The following is a 15,817-nucleotide window of genomic DNA, read 5'->3' as shown; positions in this document are numbered from 1 at the left end:
CAACATGAATTAGACTTCAGGAAGCCACCTCAGGGTGGCTTTTTTTATGCCATCTGTTTATTTAAAAAAGGGATGCAGGCTTCATAAGCCGAACACTCCTGCCCTTTGACTCGCCTTAAAAAATAATCCTGTACCATCTGTGCCTGCTGCTCTATACCATATTCAAAAAACTGCTTTCCTTGTTGCAGTATGTATTGATAACGACGGTTAAATACGGCATTACGGATCACGTTCATTCCCTGCTGGTATTGCCAAACGTGAGTAAGTTCATGGATCAGCCAGGATTGTATGGACAATGGAGCCATAGAAAAATCTTCGCGCCAGTCCTGAATGTTAAAATAGATATGACCGTTTAGGCTCATTGCATAGTTTTTTAAAATCGCGTGATGAGCAATGATTTCAATATGATCAAGTTTCAAACTGGAGTGAAATACAGAATAGGCTAATTCACGCTCTCCCGGAGTAAGCAAGCGTCTTTTAATAATAAATATATTCATTAAACGTTTAGCTACATGCTGTAAAAAAAGTGCCATAAACCTTTGCCTGAAATAAGATATTTTATAAGTACATATTTAAATACTAGAATATGTATTTTTTTCGACTACAATACGGCAAAATCTTGTTCTTTTTTCGTTGTATAGCAGACAAGTGTGTTATATCAACCTATTAAATTTTATTTGTTTAATTGTTTTTAATATGTGTACACGAAGTTGGAAAATTATAACTTCTAAATCAACATGTTGTGTATTTTATACCCTATAGAAATAGGATTAGGTGTGAATGAAAAGTTTTAAGATCGCCCTGGCTCAGTTCTCTCCACATACTGGTAACTTTGAACTTAATGCTCAGAAAATGGTTGAGCAGGCAAATGAAGCGAAAAAACAGCGTGCTGATATTATTGTTTTTCCAGAACTGTGCACAGTAGGTTACTCAGCTGAAGATTTATTGTTGCGTCCAAGTCTGAGCAAACGTACACAAAAGGTTTTTGAAACGCTGGGACAAGTTAAAGATATCGTCATGGTATTTGGCTTTGTTAATCAGGCTGAAACCGGGCAGCGATATAACTCGGCTGCTGTGGTTAAAGATGGTCAAGTACTAGGGGTTTATAATAAACAAAACCTGCCGAATTATAGCGTATTTGATGAAAAACGTTATTTTGCTCCTGGTAACCAGCAACTTGTATTTGAATATATGGAACACAAGTTTGCTGTATTGATCTGTGAAGATATCTGGTCAATCAATACAGTGCAGCAGCTAACCCAGCTTAAGGCACAGACCGTACTGGTGCTCAATTCCTCACCATATGAAGTAGGCAAGCCACAACATCGTATTCAGACCATGCAGCAGCTGGTCAAACAGCTCAATTTTAATCTGGTGTATGTGAACCAGGTATGTGGCCAAGACGATATTATTTTTGATGGGTCAAGTTTTGTATTAAACCCGCAAGGTGAACTGGTTACACGTGCACCTAGCTTTCAAGAATGCCTGCACTACGCCGAATATAGTGCAGATAAAGACGCCTTTATAGTTCAGGAAATCGCACCTGAGCTTGACACTATGGCCGAGATTTATCAGGCGTTGGTAATGGCAACCCGTGACTATATCCAGCGCTCCGGCTTCCCCGGCGTTATTCTCGGGTTATCTGGCGGAATCGACTCTGCCCTGACCTTAGCTATTGCTGTTGATGCGATTGGAGCCGACAAGGTCCAGGCAGTAATGATGCCTTATACTTATACCGCACAAATTTCTGTTGAAGATGCTGCAGCACAGGCCAAGACTATGGGTGTAACTTTTGGCATTGCTGAAATCAATCCGATTGTGAATGGCTTCTTGCAGACTCTATATCCATTCTTTGGAAACAGTCCGGCAGATACGACAGAAGAAAACCTACAGGCACGTGCCCGTGGCACTTTGCTCATGGCACTATCTAACAAGTTTGGTAATCTGGTTCTATCTACCGGTAACAAGTCTGAAGTAGCTGTAGGTTACTGTACATTGTATGGTGACATGGTAGGTGGTTTTTCGGTATTAAAAGATGTTTATAAAACTATCGTTTTCGAACTGGCCAAATATCGAAACAGTTTAAGTGAAGTACCAGTTATACCTGAACGTGTAATTACCCGTCCACCTTCAGCAGAATTAAGTCCAGATCAGAAAGATCAAGACTCTTTACCGCCTTATGATATTCTGGATGCAATTCTTTATGCTTATATCGAAGAAGATATGAGTCAGGAAGATATTATTGCCAAAGGATTTGAACGGGCAACCGTTGAGAAGGTAATTAAACTGGTTGACCGTAATGAGTACAAACGCCGACAAGGTGCGATTGGTCCGCGGATCAGCTCACGTGCTTTCGGACGGGATCGACGTTATCCGATAGTAAATGGCTGGAAACCTGGTGTCTAATAATCAAAAGACTTATAAAATCACTCCAAATGAACTTGCTCAAGCACTTTTGCTTGAGCAGGTGAAGTTTTTAAAACAACACTATATTTATTCTAAAGATCATCCAGCTTTAAAAATTTTGATCCAGCAGCTTTATCATTATTCGGAAAAGGTGCAGCTTAAACAAGTAATCAATGTGTCTCAGCTCCATGCTGTGGTACAACGCTACGCCTTTGAAATGAATCTGGGTGCAGAAATACTGGAACTGATCGGAATAATGTCGCAAAAGCTGCATCAGTACGCCCTACAGTCGGATACTGAACTTCAAGATCTTATTTCAGATCAGCAATATCAATTCTGGCTTACAAAGCTCGTCGAGCTGACAAATGTCCGCTTATATTTACGCGATTTATTACTACAGAGTCAGCAGGTAGATGAAGTCTGTTTGCAAATGGCGACTTATATTATTGAAAGCAAGACCCCGTGGTTAAATCAGTTACGTTATAGCAAATATAAAGTGGCAGGTATTCAGCAACGGGTTTTACAGTTTATGCAGGAACAGCAGCAGACTATTGAAGCCAAGCTCGAATTCAGGCTTGCAAATATAATTAAAGAACAGCTCAGTGAGCTTCTGCTGCTTCCTTCAGAAGATCTGTATGATATTGCAATGCATGTATGGCAGGAATTCAAATACAAGAGTCTGCAAGACAGTATGTCGCAATTTACTGCAATTGATATAGAAGAGTTCTTTGTATTACTTTATGAATCTTGGCGGGAATTACGTGAAAGCAGCTATTTACAGCAACTGATCCTTGAAGGTGTGAATATTTTTTATCACTACTTCCAGGAACATTCATTAAAAGAACTGCTGAATGCCGTAGGATTGACCCAGGATGACTTAATGAATGAAGGTTTACGTTTCATTCCATCTGTACTGCAAGCGCTCGATCAAAATGACATACTTGACCCATTATTGCATCAGCTGTTATCACCATTTTATGCAGCACCGCACACAATAGAGCTCATCCGGCAGTATCAGGTAAACCAATAAATATATTGAAGCTTAATTTTTATAAGATTGGGCTGATGATTAATCAAAAATATTTGACAATAATTTTTAGGCACAAAAAAAGAGACCAGACTGAGAGCCTGGTCTTTTAAAATGGTGGCTATGACGGGACTCGAACCTGTGACCCCAGCATTATGAGTGCTGTGCTCTAACCAACTGAGCTACATAGCCGTAAACTGTGTGCGCATTATCTAAACTTCATTGCTCAGCGTCAAGAACTATCTTTAATGAATGCTCAGTCTTTAAGCAAAAAGATGTGTTTTGCTGAAAAATAATACACATATTTGATTTTACGTAGAAAATAATTTGAGAACCTTATCAGGACACAACATGAAAATTAAAATGATGATCGCCAGTACTGTCTTGTCCGGATTTACAGCCTGCAGTGCGATTAGTCCAATCTTTGTAGATTATAACGGCGTACGTATGGATGTAGCCAAATGGATTAATCACCAGCAATTACTTAGTATGCAGCAAAAGCGCAGCTTGGCACAGCTCAGTCGGGCACAGCAGAAGCTTTATCGAATTGATGAAATTACAGAGAGTCAAAAACTCAGTATTGCCAAGGAGAATCAGATAGCACTGCACTGTGCTAGACAATATTTGAGTGAAAAGAAAATTACACAGTTACAGGAACAGGTCTTTGGCAAAGATCAACGCCAACAGATCTTAAATACATATACAGAAAGGTTTCCACAAATCAAACTGGATACCGGCTCAATAACCTGTGACTAGTAAAGTCCTCTACCCGCTACTCAAACGATAAAAACACAGACAAAAAAAGACCACGTTTTAGAGAACGTGGTCTATAAAAATGGTGGCTATGACGAGACTTGAACTTGTGACCCCCGCATTATGAGTGCGGTGCTCTAACCAACTGAGCTACATAGCCGAAAACTGTGCGCGCATTATCTGCATTTATCTTTAGCAGGTCAAGCTTTATTTACAGGAAAATTGTTGAAGTGAGCCTGTAAGCCGGGTTCTGTCGAGGACGGTCATTCCTCTAGGCGTACAATCACTCATACGCTCAAGCGACCTACCCGAATCCAGTACGGGCCGTACCTCAGGATTCCTATTTGGTCTTGCTTCTGGTGGGGTTTGCCATGCCGTATACTGTTACCAGATACGCGGTGCGCTCTTACCGCACCCTTTCACCCTTACCTCACGAATGAGGCGGTCTACTCTCTGCTGCACTTTCCGTCGGCTTACGCCGCCCAGGCGTTACCTGGCACCCTGCCCTATGAAGCCCGGACTTTCCTCCCCTGCTTTAGTCACGAAGACCTCCACAGCAGCGACCGTCCGGCTCACTTCGTCGCGCATAGTATCAAATTTATCTGTTAATTGCTCGCACTTTTTTGAGCAGTCAACATTTTATATTTCTGCATTAGCTCATCTTCTGTTTCCACATGGTTTGGATCATGGGGAATACAGTCAACCGGACAGAACAGCTGGCACTGAGGCTGCTCATGATGTCCGACACACTCAGTACAGAGGTCAGGATGAATTTCATAAATCATCTCCCCCATAAAGATAGCTTCATTGGGACATACGGGCTCGCATACGTCACAATTAATACATTCATCAGTAATATATAAAGACACGCTACCAACCTTGCTGATGTTTACGTTCAAAGGCTTCAACGACTGCCGGGGGTACAAACTTGTTTACATCACCTTTTAAACGAGCAATTTCACGAACCAGTGTCGATGAAATAAAGGAATATTGTTCAGAAGGTGTTAAGAAAACTGCTTCAAACTGGGGGTCTAACTGCCGGTTCATATTAGCCAGCTGAAATTCATACTCAAAATCGGAAATCGCACGCAGTCCACGTAGTACTGCAGTTGCCTTCTGCTCATGAAAGAAATTGACCAGCAGCCCATCAAAACCCACAAACTCGACATTACTTAAATGACTTAAGGAAGCTTTCGCCAGTGCTACACGCTCCTCTAGACTAAATACCGGATTTTTATGATGTCCTATCGCAATGGCAACCACCACTTCATCAAACATTTTGGCTGCACGGGTTACCAGATCAATATGGCCATTAGTAATTGGATCAAAGGTTCCCGGGTAAATAACGCGAGCTTTAGACATCGCTTGATACTCTAATTTATTGTGCAGGGCCCTAGTTTAACAAAAACTTGATTTTTTAGCGAAGTATCCCCATCTTTTTGAAAAAACTTTCTCTTGCTGGCACTTTACGGCACAATAAGTACAACTTTGGAATTTAATGATTATGGCGAACGTAAAAGTTGTGAAAAAAAATAATGGTGGAACAATTGCGCAGAATAAACGCGCACGCCACGATTATTTTATTGAAGAAAAGTTTGAAGCCGGCATGTCGTTACAGGGTTGGGAAGTTAAATCATTACGTGCTGGACGTATGAGCCTGACAGAAAGCTATATCCTTTTGAAAAATGGCGAAGCTTATCTGTTTGGTGCCCAGATTCAGCCTTTACTTTCTGCTTCTACCCATATTGTTGCTGAAGCAACCCGTACCCGCAAGCTGCTTTTATCTAAGCGTGAAATCGAGAAATTAATGGGTGCAGTTAACCAGAAAGGTTATACCTGTGTGCCCTTGGCCTGTTACTGGAAAGGACCTTTAGTCAAACTTGAAATCGCGCTGGTTAAAGGTAAACAGCTTCATGATAAGCGTGCAACCGAAAAAGACCGTGACTGGCAGCGCGATAAGGCACGTATCTTCCACAAATAAGTACCCTGCAATGAAAAAACCTCCACAACTGGAGGTTTTTTCATACCGGAAAAATTTACAAATGAGTTTGAAGTAGCGAGCATAAAGGACCTGACTGGTTTATCCTGATGATTGCATAAAAACAAATGTTGCCATACGTCCGGTCTGGGCGTTTCGCCGATATGAAAAATACTGATCAGACTGCTGATATGAGCACTGGTCGCCTCCTAGTACCATCTTTACACCTTGCTGTTGCAGAATATAACGGGCAATTGCATAAAGATCGGCATAATACTTCCCTGAGCTCCCTGATATAAAGGCCGATTCAACTTCCGGATATTTATGACAGAATGCTGCTTTGACCTCTGCACCAATCTCAAAACAGGGCTGACTGATCGCCGCGCCTAACCAGGCCCAACTAGGCCCGTCTTGCATGGTGGCAATAGTATTTTCAATGATACCACCTGCAAGTCCACGCCAACCCGCATGCAGATTGGCAACTTCAGTACCTTGTGCATTTCCCATCACTACAGGCAAGCAGTCTGCTGTCATCATCATCAAGGCATGTGCTTTCTTCTGGGTAATTAAACCATCACCAATAAGAGCTTCGAATGGAAGTGCTTCATTAACCGTATGACAGATCGTGCTATGAGTTTGAGTCATCCATGTGATTTTATCTAAACCATAGCTTGCCAGTTCTTCCAGCAAGATCATCCGGTGAGCTTGTACTCGCTGCGTATCATCCTGCACGTGCAAAGCCAGATTAAAGCCCGCAAGTTCCGGTTTTTCTGAAGCTAATGTACCTGGATGCCGGATACGTGTCTGTCCTGCATATACACCTGATGGAAGCCCTGAAACAAACTGCATGTTAAATTTCCCGTGTTAATGAATTAATAAGCAGCATTCTCTTGACGAAGTACTTCAATTAAATGCTTAAAGTCTTCAGGCCACGGCGCCTCAAACATCATATTCTCGCCTGTACGCGGATGAACCAGACCAAGCTTGGCAGCATGTAATGCCTGCCGCTTAAAACTGCGCAAAGTATCAGCCAGCTCTTCAGAAGCTCCGGCAGGTACACGTACCCGGCTCATATAGACCGGGTCACCAACCAAGCCATAACCGATATAACTAAAATGGACCCGGATCTGGTGAGTACGACCGGTTTCAAGCTGCGCCTGAACACGGGTAAAGTCTTTAAATCGCTCTTTCACGTTATAGTGAGTAACCGCTTCTTTACCACCCGGTAATATGGCCATTTTAACGCGATCGACAGGATGGCGTTTGATTGGCTCATCGATGGTTCCACCGGCTACAATATTTCCATAAACAACTAAATCATAAATCCGGTAGACAGTCTTTTTTGCCAACTGTTTGCTTAAAGAGAACTGGGCCTCAAGGTTTTTTGCAACTACCAGCAGACCGCTAGTATCTTTATCAATCCGGTGGACCAGTCCGGCACGGGCCAGTTCATTAGATTTCGGATAATGGTAAAGCAGCGCATTGACCAGAGTGCCCGACCCATTTCCTGCACCTGGATGTACGACCATTCCTACGGTTTTATTAATGACAATAATGTCATCATCTTCATAAATAATATCAAGCGGAATATTTTCCGGCTGGCTGGCAGTCTGAATTTCCAGCTCTGCCTCAAGCGTAAGCAGCTCATTGCCCTCACACTTGTATTTAGGTTTGACATTGTTACCATTTACTAACAAATGGCCGTCTTTAATCCATTGCTTAAGTTTCTCTCTGGAAAATTCATTCCAGACCAGTGCTGCTGCTTGGTCAATACGCTGCCCGAGATAGCTTTCATCCAATTGAAACTGCAACGATAAACGTGTTGCAGTCGGCTCTGAAGTATGGTTATCTGCATCCTCAGAATCTTCAAGTAAATTGAAATCAGTTTCAGGGAAAGTAGAATTAGAAGATTGTGCTGAAGTCATTTGATCATCGAGACAAAAGTGGTTTAATAGCGCAATTGTAGCTCATTGCCCGATTAACAGAGGAGTTTTTATGTCGCTACCACGTTATAAAGTTACGATGCTTGCTTTATCTTTAGGCATAGCATCTGCATTAGTGGGCTGTAGCAGCAATCCAAAAAAAGAAGTTGTCGATACTGGCCCACAGTCAAGCGAACAGGTTTATTTCAATAAAGCCGAACGTGCGCTTGAACGTGGTCAATATTCTGATGCTGCAAAACAGCTAGAGGCACTGGACACCTACTTCCCGACCGGACAATATGCGCAGCAGGCACAACTTGAGCTGCTTTACGTTAAATTCCAGCAAAAAGATTATGAAGGGGCGATTGCTCTGGCTGAACGTTTTATCCGTTTAAATCCACAGCACCCTAATGTTGACTACGCTTATTACGTACGTGGTGTAGCCAACATGGAACAGAATTATGATGGCTTGCTGCGTTATACTTCTTTGCAGCAATCACACCGTGATGTTAGCTATTTGAAGGTAGCTTATCAGAACTTTGTTGATTTTATTCGTCGCTATCCAAGCAGTCAGTATGCAGTAGATGCTGCACAGCGCATGAAGTTTATTGGCCAGGAACTGGCTGAAAATGAAATGAACGTAGCACGCTATAATCTAAAGCGTAAAGCTTGGGTTGCTGCTCTGGAGCGGGCGCAGTGGGTAGTTGAACACTATCCGCAGACTCCTCAAATTCCAGAAGCTCTAGCTACCATGGCTTACGCTTATGACAAGCTGGGCGATCAGGCTTCATCACAGCAGTATGTAGAAGTTTTAAAACTAAACTATCCGGAACTGGTGCGTAGTAATGGCAGTGTAAACCTGCGTGCCGCCCGCAGAGATGCCAGCCTGCTTAACCGCGCCACACTGGGAATTTTTGGCCGTGAAGCCAAAAACAGTACTGCAAGTGAAGTATCGCAGGAAACCTCTAGTCATTCTTCAGAAGAACGTAGCTGGCTCAACCGTCTGAGCTTAGGTATGCTCGGTAAATCTGAAAATGGACAACAACATACACCAATGCTCGCCAAACCACCGGCTGATATAGCTACAGAAACTCCAAACGAATAATCTCGACCAGATGGTCGCTTTTTTCGGGGGGGAAAGTTAAAATACTTTCCCCCTTCTCTTTTTCAGTAAAGACGGCTAGATTCTGTACAGGACTGTTTAGTTCAAGTGATAGCAACTGAATAGTCCTTAAAGCAAGACTTCAGGTCAGCATTTTTATGGTTAAAGTATATAAAATAATGGCTTTTTCTTATGGCAATTCCACAGCATACGATTGATCAGATCCTGGATCGTACTGATATTGTTGATCTGATTGGCCAACGCGTAAAACTTAAAAAAACCGGACGGACTTATTCTGGCTGTTGTCCTTTTCACCAGGAAAAGTCACCCTCTTTCCATGTCTACCGTGACAAGCAGTATTACCACTGCTTTGGCTGTCAGGCCAATGGCAATGCCATACGTTTTTTAATGGATATCGACAGCCGTAATTTTGTTGATGTTATGAAAGACCTGGCAAGCCAGACTGGTATTGAACTGCCAAAAGACAATCAGGACAATAAGCGCCTGTCCTATAAACGTGAAATCAAAAAAGTTAGCAAGCCGGTTCAGGCTCCTGCCGCGCAGGCTAAAGAACAGATCCAGTCTCCTATCACAAATACACCTTATACTCCGATTGATCCTTTCGCTGAATTTCAGAGTTTTGATCCGTTTGAACAATTTGAAAATGTGACAGATGTGCCAGTACAGGAAGGTAACCTGTATGACCTGCTAGAGAATATTGCTCAGTTTTATGAACAGCAGTTACCTAAAAGCCAAAGCGCACAATTTTACTTTAAACAGCGCGGCTTAAGCCAAGATACAGTCCAGTTCTGGCGCTTGGGCTATGCACCAGAGGACTGGCAGCATCTGGAAAAGGCATTCCCCTATGATATTGAAGGTCTGAAACAGCTAGGGCTGATTCGCTCTAGTGAGAGCGGACGTGACTTTGACTTACTTCGTGACCGGGTTATTTTTCCAATCCGGGACAGTAAGGGTCGTGTCGTCGGTTTTGGGGGACGTGCATTAAATGATGAGATCAAACCCAAATATATTAACTCGCCAGATTCCGAAGTCTTCCATAAAAATCAGTTATTGTACGGCCTTTATGAAGGTCGCAAGCAGAAAGCTCAAGACTGGTTAATGGTGGAAGGCTATATGGATGTTATCGCATTGCAGCAATACGGGATTAGCGGTGCAGTAGCAACTCTTGGAACAGCCAGCAATACTGAACATCTTAATATTTTATTCAGACAGAATAACCGGATTACGATTGCTTTTGATGGGGATGCTGCAGGTCAAAAGGCAGCCCGGCGAACACTGGAAATTGCCCTGCCTTTATTAAATGATGGCCGTGAACTGAAATTTTTTGTTTTACCCGACCAGCATGATCCCGATTCTCTGATCCGTCGTGAAGGACTGGAAAATTTTCAGCGTTTACTTGAACAGGCTCCCCTATTATCCGATTTTGTATTTGCACATCTCACGCAACAGCGAGATGTCTCTTCACCTGAGGGTAAAAGTCAGGTAATGGGTGAGCTCAGGGAGCTTACTGACCTGTTACCTAAACAGGGATCATTCCGCTATCTGCTCACTCAGTCATTTAAAGAAAAGCTCGGCCTAGGCAAGCGTTTTACTCCGAAACTTAGCAATGATGCATCACTCTCTTTTAATATCCGCACCAAGGATGAAGATTTCGCCATCGCTATGCTGATACGGCATCCTTATCTGTATATTCACTTTGAAACTCTGCGTGCTTTTATTCATCCGGATGAATTGCTGGCACAAATACTGGCAACATTAGATAAAATCTTTGATGAACTACCGGATGATCAGGAACTGGCTGTCTATTATGTGCTTGGCGCGTGCAGTATGTATTGTCATGCGGTTGCGGATATTTTACAGCGTACCAATATTGAAAGCCTGATTCCGGCACCAGAAATGGCAGACAAGCTTGCTAAAGAATATGCCTTGGGCCTGCAGGAAAAATACTTAAAACAGAAACTAAAATCACCCATTTCACTTATTGAATCACGCAATCTGCGGCAGCAACTCAATGAACTGACCAAAAAAATCAGCTTAAGACTATTGCATTCATAAGGTTTAAGCTGTTTTCAAATTATTTTTTCAGTTTACGCTGACGGTCAAATATCCCCTGCAAACCGTCCTGTAACCACTCAAAATATGAGGGATCTTCTTCCTGAGCTGCCTGCTTTAGCAGAATTGAAGTCGGATGTAATAATTTCTGAGTGAGACGATGGGAAAAGTTTTGCATGACTTCAGCTGCATCTTTTCCGGCCTGCAAATGCTCTAGCGCCAACCGCAACTCATATTCAGTCAAGTGCTGGCCCTGTTCACGATAAGCAGCAATAGTACTGCCAGCCTGCTGGACCTTTTGATGGGTAATAAGCTGGGTCGCCAGCTGGTTAACCATAATTTCAGCTTCAACCGCAGCCTGACGTCGCTGGGCAAGGTTCTCATCAATAACACTTTGCAGGTCATCAACGCCATACAGATATACACCATCTAGTGACGCGACTTTTGGCTCAATATCACGCGGTACAGCCAGGTCTACCATTAACATCTGTTGGTAGCGCCGTTTTTTTAATGCTGTTTTCACATCACGATAAGAAATTACCTGATACAGACTGCCTGTACAGCTTGAGATTACATCAGCACGGTACAAGTTACTGGCCAGTTCCGAAAATTCCAGAATCTCGACCTCTACCTGATGAGCAATCTCCTGCGCCAGGTTCTCTGCTCGCTCGCGACTACGGTTACAGATCAGGATTTTACCTACACCCATTTCAGCCAGGTGTTTAGCTACTAAACTGTTCATCTCTCCAGCAGCCACTACCATTACAGTCAACTCTTGTGGCTGGCTAAAGACCTGCAGGGCAAGCTGAGCAACTGCATAACCCATAGAGACTGCATGACTACCTACAGCAGTTTCTGAGCGTACACGTTTAGCTGCATAGAAGGCATATTCAAAAATGCGGTTTAGTGCCGGTGAAACCATATGGGCTTCTTTTGCAATCGATAGTGCCTGTTTTACTTGACCCAGAATCTGCGGTTCACCCAACATTAAAGAGTCTAAACCGCTGGCAACACGCATCAAGTGAGTAATCGCCTGAGCGTCTTCATAACGGTAAGTATGTTTGATGAGCTGATTGACATCTAAACCATTTGCATGGGCGAGCCAGTCCAATACCATATCAGCATGCTCTGCCATGGCATAGACTTCTGTTCGGTTACAGGTCGAGACCACCACCATATCATTCAAGACAGGATGCTGACTTTGCTCGGCAAATAAAGCATTTAACCGCTCAGGGTTAAAAGCGATCTGTTCTCGCAACTCTACAGAAGCAGTTTGATGGTTGACCCCTAATGCAAAGAAAGACATATCAGATCATCATTTCACTAAATTTATGTTATTGTGCAACATCGGTGTCATAAAAAGCATTAGCTGGATCAATAAAAATTGCGTCAAATCAATAGCCGACTATCCGGCATGACTATACGGCGATATTCTACCACAGTCTTACTGGTAGGTAGCATAGCCTCGACCGCTCATCTTAGGGCATCGGGCGATATTTATCATGAAAATCCTAACTATAATGCTTTAAAACAAAGCATGATTGCCGAATTTGCACTCGCTTATGGCGATATTCCTACTGCGTTGCATAACTATACTGTACTGGCCATTAAAAGTAATTCAACCACTATCAAACAGCGTGCCCTGAATGTTGCCCTCGAACAGAATGATCTGAAAGCAGCCTTAGACATCGCGACACACTGGGTAGTTCAGGAACCTCAAGATGTCCCGGCTTTATTTTATCTGGCCCATATTTCTCTAAAAGCGCATGAATATGAGCTTGCCGCCGATACCCTGAATAAAATTCTTAATATTGATCCAAATGCTGATCTGGAACAGATTCTGGCAGGGATTGCCCCAGAGCTTCCAGAAGATCGCGAGATACTTTTAAATGCCTTACGTAGCAGTAAGGAAAAAAATAATCCTTCTATTCTGGTTTTAATCGCTGGACTGGAAGCACAAAATGGTCAGCTAGAGCAGGCTTTAGTGACTATCAATCAGGCACTGCGCAAGCGGCCCAAAGTTACTGGTTTTATTCTGATGAAGGCCAACCTGTTAATGGCTCAGAATGACCAGCTAGCAGCCCAGCAATGGCTGGAAAAATCAAGCCGCAAACAGAAATATAATTTGGATATCCGGCTGGCAGAGGTCCGTTTTCTGGTCAAATCCAATCAGGCCGAATCAGCCTTAAAAAAGCTTCAAGGTATTTTAAAACAGTGGCCAGATGCTGAAGAAGCATTATTTATTGCCGGATTAACGAGTATTGACCTCAAACAATATGAGCAGGCAGAAAAATATCTGGTAGAGCTACGTTATTCTGATCAGTATCAGAATGAGGCCTATTACTATTTGGCAGTAAATGCCGAGCGGAAACAGCATTACGAAACAGCGAAAGCTTATTATCGTCTGGTGGACGGTAGTCTATACACTGTATCACGACGGAATCTAGTCTCTATTTTTGAAAAGCAAAACCAGCTGAATGATGCCTTGCGTTTTCTTACTCAGGAACGTGTCAATTATCCACAGCACACCAGTTTTTTATACCAGGTTCAGGCAGAAATCTTGAAAAAGACGGGAAATAAAAAAGCAGCGCTAGCCTTACTTGATGAAGCAGTCAAAAACCTGCCAGATGACCCGGAGCTGATCTATGCCCAAGTCTTATTGCTTGATCCTTTTCAAGACCGGGAAAAACTGGACCAGACACTCAAACATTTGCTGGAAATAGAACCAAACAGTCCAACTTACCTGAATGCATATGCTTACACTCTCGCTCTGCAAAACCGGCGTCTAAATGAAGCGCGCCAGTATGCAGAGCATGCACTTGAGTATGCTCCGGAACAAGCCTCAATACTCGACACACTCGGGTACGTCTGCATATTGCAAAATGATTATGATACTGCCGTCCCGGTACTGGCCAAGGCCTACAGTCTAAGTCAGAACCTGAAAATTGGTGTACGCTACGCTAAAGCACTTTATATGCAGGGTTCACTCACAAAATTTAGTGAAGTGTTAAAACAGCTTAAACAAAAATATCATAATGATCCGCAATTGGATCAGTTAGATGCGTTATTGTTACCTCAACAATTTAAACAGAGTTAAACTTTTATGCGTTCTTTTTCTAAACTGGGACTCGCTTTGTGCGCTACGGCAACTCTGGCTTTTACCGGCTGTCAGCAATATACACAACCTCAAAATCCGGTTAACACCCAGCCAGAAAACAATCAATTTAATCTACAGGGAAAAATTGGGGTAAAAACTCCCAAGCAGTCAGGGAGTGCATTTTTTAACTGGGAACAGCAGCAGGATAATTTTGATATTGAACTGACGGGAATCTTAGGCGTAGGCAAAACACAAATTGAAGGCCGTCCGGGAGAAGTCACGCTGAATAGTGCAAAGACAGGCCTGATTCGCGCAACAACACCTGAAGAGCTACTGGAGCGTGCTACTGGATGGCAGGCACCGATTACTCACCTCGTACACTGGGTCCAAGGCAGACCGGCAAGCTTGAATGCTAAAATTAAAAAAGATGAACAGCAACGGATCAGTACCATTCAGGAACAGGACTGGAATGTCGAATTAAGCTATAATGGCAATGCCCAACAACCTAGTAAACTGATTTTAAAACAGTCACTTGCTGATGGCCAAGAAAACCGTATTACAATGCTGATCCAGAATCGCTAATCTGTTTTCAGCTGTGGTATTTAGTATGATCCGAGTTCCTTCACCCGCTAAACTTAATCTGTTTTTACATATTACAGGTCGTCGTGAAAATGGCTACCATGAGTTACAGAGTATTTTTCAACTAATTGACCTATATGACTGGCTGGAATTTGAAGTCAACATGACTGGAAAAATTCACATTGAAGGTTTAGGTAACGTACAGCTTGAACAGAATTTAATCTACAAAGCTGCATTATTACTTAAATCACACACTAAAAATTCTTCTGGTGTACAGATCAAAATTGAGAAAAATATTCCAATGGGTGCAGGATTAGGTGGAGGATCATCCAATGCTGCCACTACACTGATTATATTAAATCAGCTCTGGGATTGCGGTTTAACAATTGAACAGTTGGCTGAATATGGTGCACATCTTGGTGCGGATGTACCTATTTTTGTATATGGTCACAATGCTTGGGCAGAAGGAATCGGAGAACAGTTAAGTTTCATTAACTTAGAACCGAAACAATACATAGTGCTCAAACCTGACTGTTTTATCAGCACTCAACTGCTTTTTTCACAAAAAACATTGACAAGAAATACGAAGCCCACTACATTTTGCGCCTATCAGTTAAAGCCATCTGCTTTCGGAAATAACTTTGAGCCACTGGCCAGAAGTTTATATCCAGAGGTTGATGAAGCCATGCGTTATCTCGATCAATTCGGTACTGCACGGCTTACAGGTACAGGTGCTTGTGTTTTCACTGAACTGACTTCTGACATGAAGCCAGACGATATTTTAAAGAATGCACCATGTAAAGCTTACCTGGTTCATAGTTTAGATGAGTCTCCATTATGTCAGTTGAAAGTAAATTGATAGGGGCGTCGCCAAGTGGTA

General features: G+C 42.7%; 15 protein-coding genes, 2 tRNA genes and 1 other RNA gene. 9 read left to right on the top strand and 9 right to left on the bottom strand.

Features of this window, described 5'->3' with window-relative positions:
- Window positions 1-44 precede the first annotated feature (44 nt).
- On the bottom strand, window positions 45-533 hold the full coding sequence (locus tag B3X18_RS12135) for a hypothetical protein (RefSeq protein WP_005406898.1): 489 nt from the start codon (window positions 531-533) through the stop codon (window positions 45-47).
- 247 nt (window positions 534-780) lie between these two features.
- On the opposite strand from B3X18_RS12135, the gene B3X18_RS12130 reads away from it, so the two are divergent.
- On the top strand, window positions 781-2,406 hold the full coding sequence (locus B3X18_RS12130; RefSeq protein ID WP_005406971.1) for an NAD+ synthase: 1,626 nt from the start codon (window positions 781-783) through the stop codon (window positions 2,404-2,406).
- On the top strand, window positions 2,399-3,436 hold the full coding sequence (locus B3X18_RS12125; RefSeq protein ID WP_005406995.1) for a hypothetical protein: 1,038 nt from the start codon (window positions 2,399-2,401) through the stop codon (window positions 3,434-3,436). Before B3X18_RS12130 ends, B3X18_RS12125 begins: the two co-directional genes overlap by 8 nt.
- A 112-nt stretch (window positions 3,437-3,548) precedes the next feature.
- Here the strand turns inward: B3X18_RS12125 and B3X18_RS12120 are convergent.
- Window positions 3,549-3,625, bottom strand: a tRNA-Met gene (locus B3X18_RS12120).
- 159 nt (window positions 3,626-3,784) lie between these two features.
- On the opposite strand from B3X18_RS12120, the gene B3X18_RS12115 reads away from it, so the two are divergent.
- Window positions 3,785-4,189: a hypothetical protein gene (locus B3X18_RS12115; protein ID WP_005025002.1), complete on the top strand. Its 405-nt coding sequence runs from the start codon at window positions 3,785-3,787 to the stop codon at window positions 4,187-4,189.
- A gap of 80 nt (window positions 4,190-4,269) precedes the next feature.
- On the opposite strand, the gene B3X18_RS12110 is transcribed toward B3X18_RS12115, so the two are convergent.
- The 4 genes from B3X18_RS12110 to coaD all read right to left on the bottom strand — a co-directional run bounded on the left by B3X18_RS12110 (window position 4,270) and on the right by coaD (window position 5,548).
- Window positions 4,270-4,346 (bottom strand) — tRNA-Met (locus B3X18_RS12110).
- 63 nt (window positions 4,347-4,409) lie between these two features.
- Window positions 4,410-4,765: RNase P RNA component class A (rnpB, locus tag B3X18_RS12105), an RNA gene on the bottom strand.
- Window positions 4,766-4,791: 26 nt separating this feature from the next.
- Window positions 4,792-5,055, bottom strand: coding sequence for a YfhL family 4Fe-4S dicluster ferredoxin (locus tag B3X18_RS12100; RefSeq protein WP_005015756.1), 264 nt, complete (start codon window positions 5,053-5,055; stop codon window positions 4,792-4,794).
- A gap of 1 nt (window position 5,056) precedes the next feature.
- The gene (gene coaD, locus B3X18_RS12095) at window positions 5,057-5,548 is read right to left on the bottom strand and encodes a pantetheine-phosphate adenylyltransferase (RefSeq protein ID WP_005025000.1); all 492 of its coding nucleotides are present in this window, start codon (window positions 5,546-5,548) and stop codon (window positions 5,057-5,059) included.
- A 142-nt stretch (window positions 5,549-5,690) separates the two neighbouring features.
- Here coaD and smpB point away from each other — a divergent pair, with 142 nt between their 5' ends.
- Entirely contained in the window at window positions 5,691-6,167 is a 477-nt protein-coding gene (gene smpB / locus B3X18_RS12090) for an SsrA-binding protein SmpB (protein WP_005404295.1), read from the top strand.
- Window positions 6,168-6,266: 99 nt separating this feature from the next.
- Here smpB and pgeF read toward each other — a convergent pair whose 3' ends face one another.
- Both pgeF and rluD read right to left on the bottom strand, forming a co-directional pair.
- Window positions 6,267-7,013 carry a peptidoglycan editing factor PgeF gene (pgeF, locus tag B3X18_RS12085; protein WP_005406979.1) on the bottom strand — a complete coding sequence of 249 codons (747 nt, stop codon included), beginning with the start codon at window positions 7,011-7,013 and terminating at the stop codon, window positions 6,267-6,269.
- 23 nt (window positions 7,014-7,036) lie between these two features.
- Window positions 7,037-8,089 carry a 23S rRNA pseudouridine(1911/1915/1917) synthase RluD gene (gene rluD / locus B3X18_RS12080; protein ID WP_005015770.1) on the bottom strand — a complete coding sequence of 351 codons (1,053 nt, stop codon included), beginning with the start codon at window positions 8,087-8,089 and terminating at the stop codon, window positions 7,037-7,039.
- A 70-nt stretch (window positions 8,090-8,159) separates the two neighbouring features.
- Between rluD and B3X18_RS12075 the strand changes: the two genes are divergently transcribed.
- Window positions 8,160-9,191: an outer membrane protein assembly factor BamD gene (locus B3X18_RS12075; RefSeq protein WP_005406905.1), complete on the top strand. Its 1,032-nt coding sequence runs from the start codon at window positions 8,160-8,162 to the stop codon at window positions 9,189-9,191.
- A gap of 189 nt (window positions 9,192-9,380) precedes the next feature.
- Window positions 9,381-11,264, top strand: a complete 1,884-nt coding sequence (locus B3X18_RS12070) for a DNA primase (protein WP_005406957.1) — start codon at window positions 9,381-9,383, stop codon at window positions 11,262-11,264.
- A 19-nt stretch (window positions 11,265-11,283) separates the two neighbouring features.
- Here B3X18_RS12070 and hemA read toward each other — a convergent pair whose 3' ends face one another.
- A complete protein-coding gene (gene hemA / locus B3X18_RS12065) occupies window positions 11,284-12,567 on the bottom strand; it encodes a glutamyl-tRNA reductase (protein WP_034688427.1) in 1,284 nt (427 codons plus the stop codon).
- Between the two features lie 108 nt (window positions 12,568-12,675).
- Between hemA and B3X18_RS12060 the strand changes: the two genes are divergently transcribed.
- From B3X18_RS12060 to ispE, 3 genes are read left to right on the top strand one after another with little or no spacing between them, the layout of a single operon-like run.
- On the top strand, window positions 12,676-14,358 hold the full coding sequence (locus B3X18_RS12060; RefSeq protein WP_171077263.1) for a tetratricopeptide repeat protein: 1,683 nt from the start codon (window positions 12,676-12,678) through the stop codon (window positions 14,356-14,358).
- Between the two features lie 6 nt (window positions 14,359-14,364).
- Window positions 14,365-14,940 (top strand): lipoprotein insertase outer membrane protein LolB, encoded by a 576-nt coding sequence (gene lolB, locus B3X18_RS12055; RefSeq protein WP_005015779.1) that lies wholly within the window; start codon window positions 14,365-14,367, stop codon window positions 14,938-14,940.
- Window positions 14,941-14,965: 25 nt separating this feature from the next.
- On the top strand, window positions 14,966-15,796 hold the full coding sequence (ispE, locus tag B3X18_RS12050) for a 4-(cytidine 5'-diphospho)-2-C-methyl-D-erythritol kinase (protein WP_005015782.1): 831 nt from the start codon (window positions 14,966-14,968) through the stop codon (window positions 15,794-15,796).
- Window positions 15,797-15,817: the final 21 nt, after the last annotated feature.

It is taken from the genome of Acinetobacter sp. UBA6571, assembly GCF_002434085.1.
GTDB classification, from domain to species: Bacteria; Pseudomonadota; Gammaproteobacteria; order Pseudomonadales; family Moraxellaceae; genus Acinetobacter; species Acinetobacter radioresistens.
The sequence above is the reverse complement of the archived record's forward strand: the minus strand, read 5'-3'. Positions and strand labels throughout refer to the sequence as shown.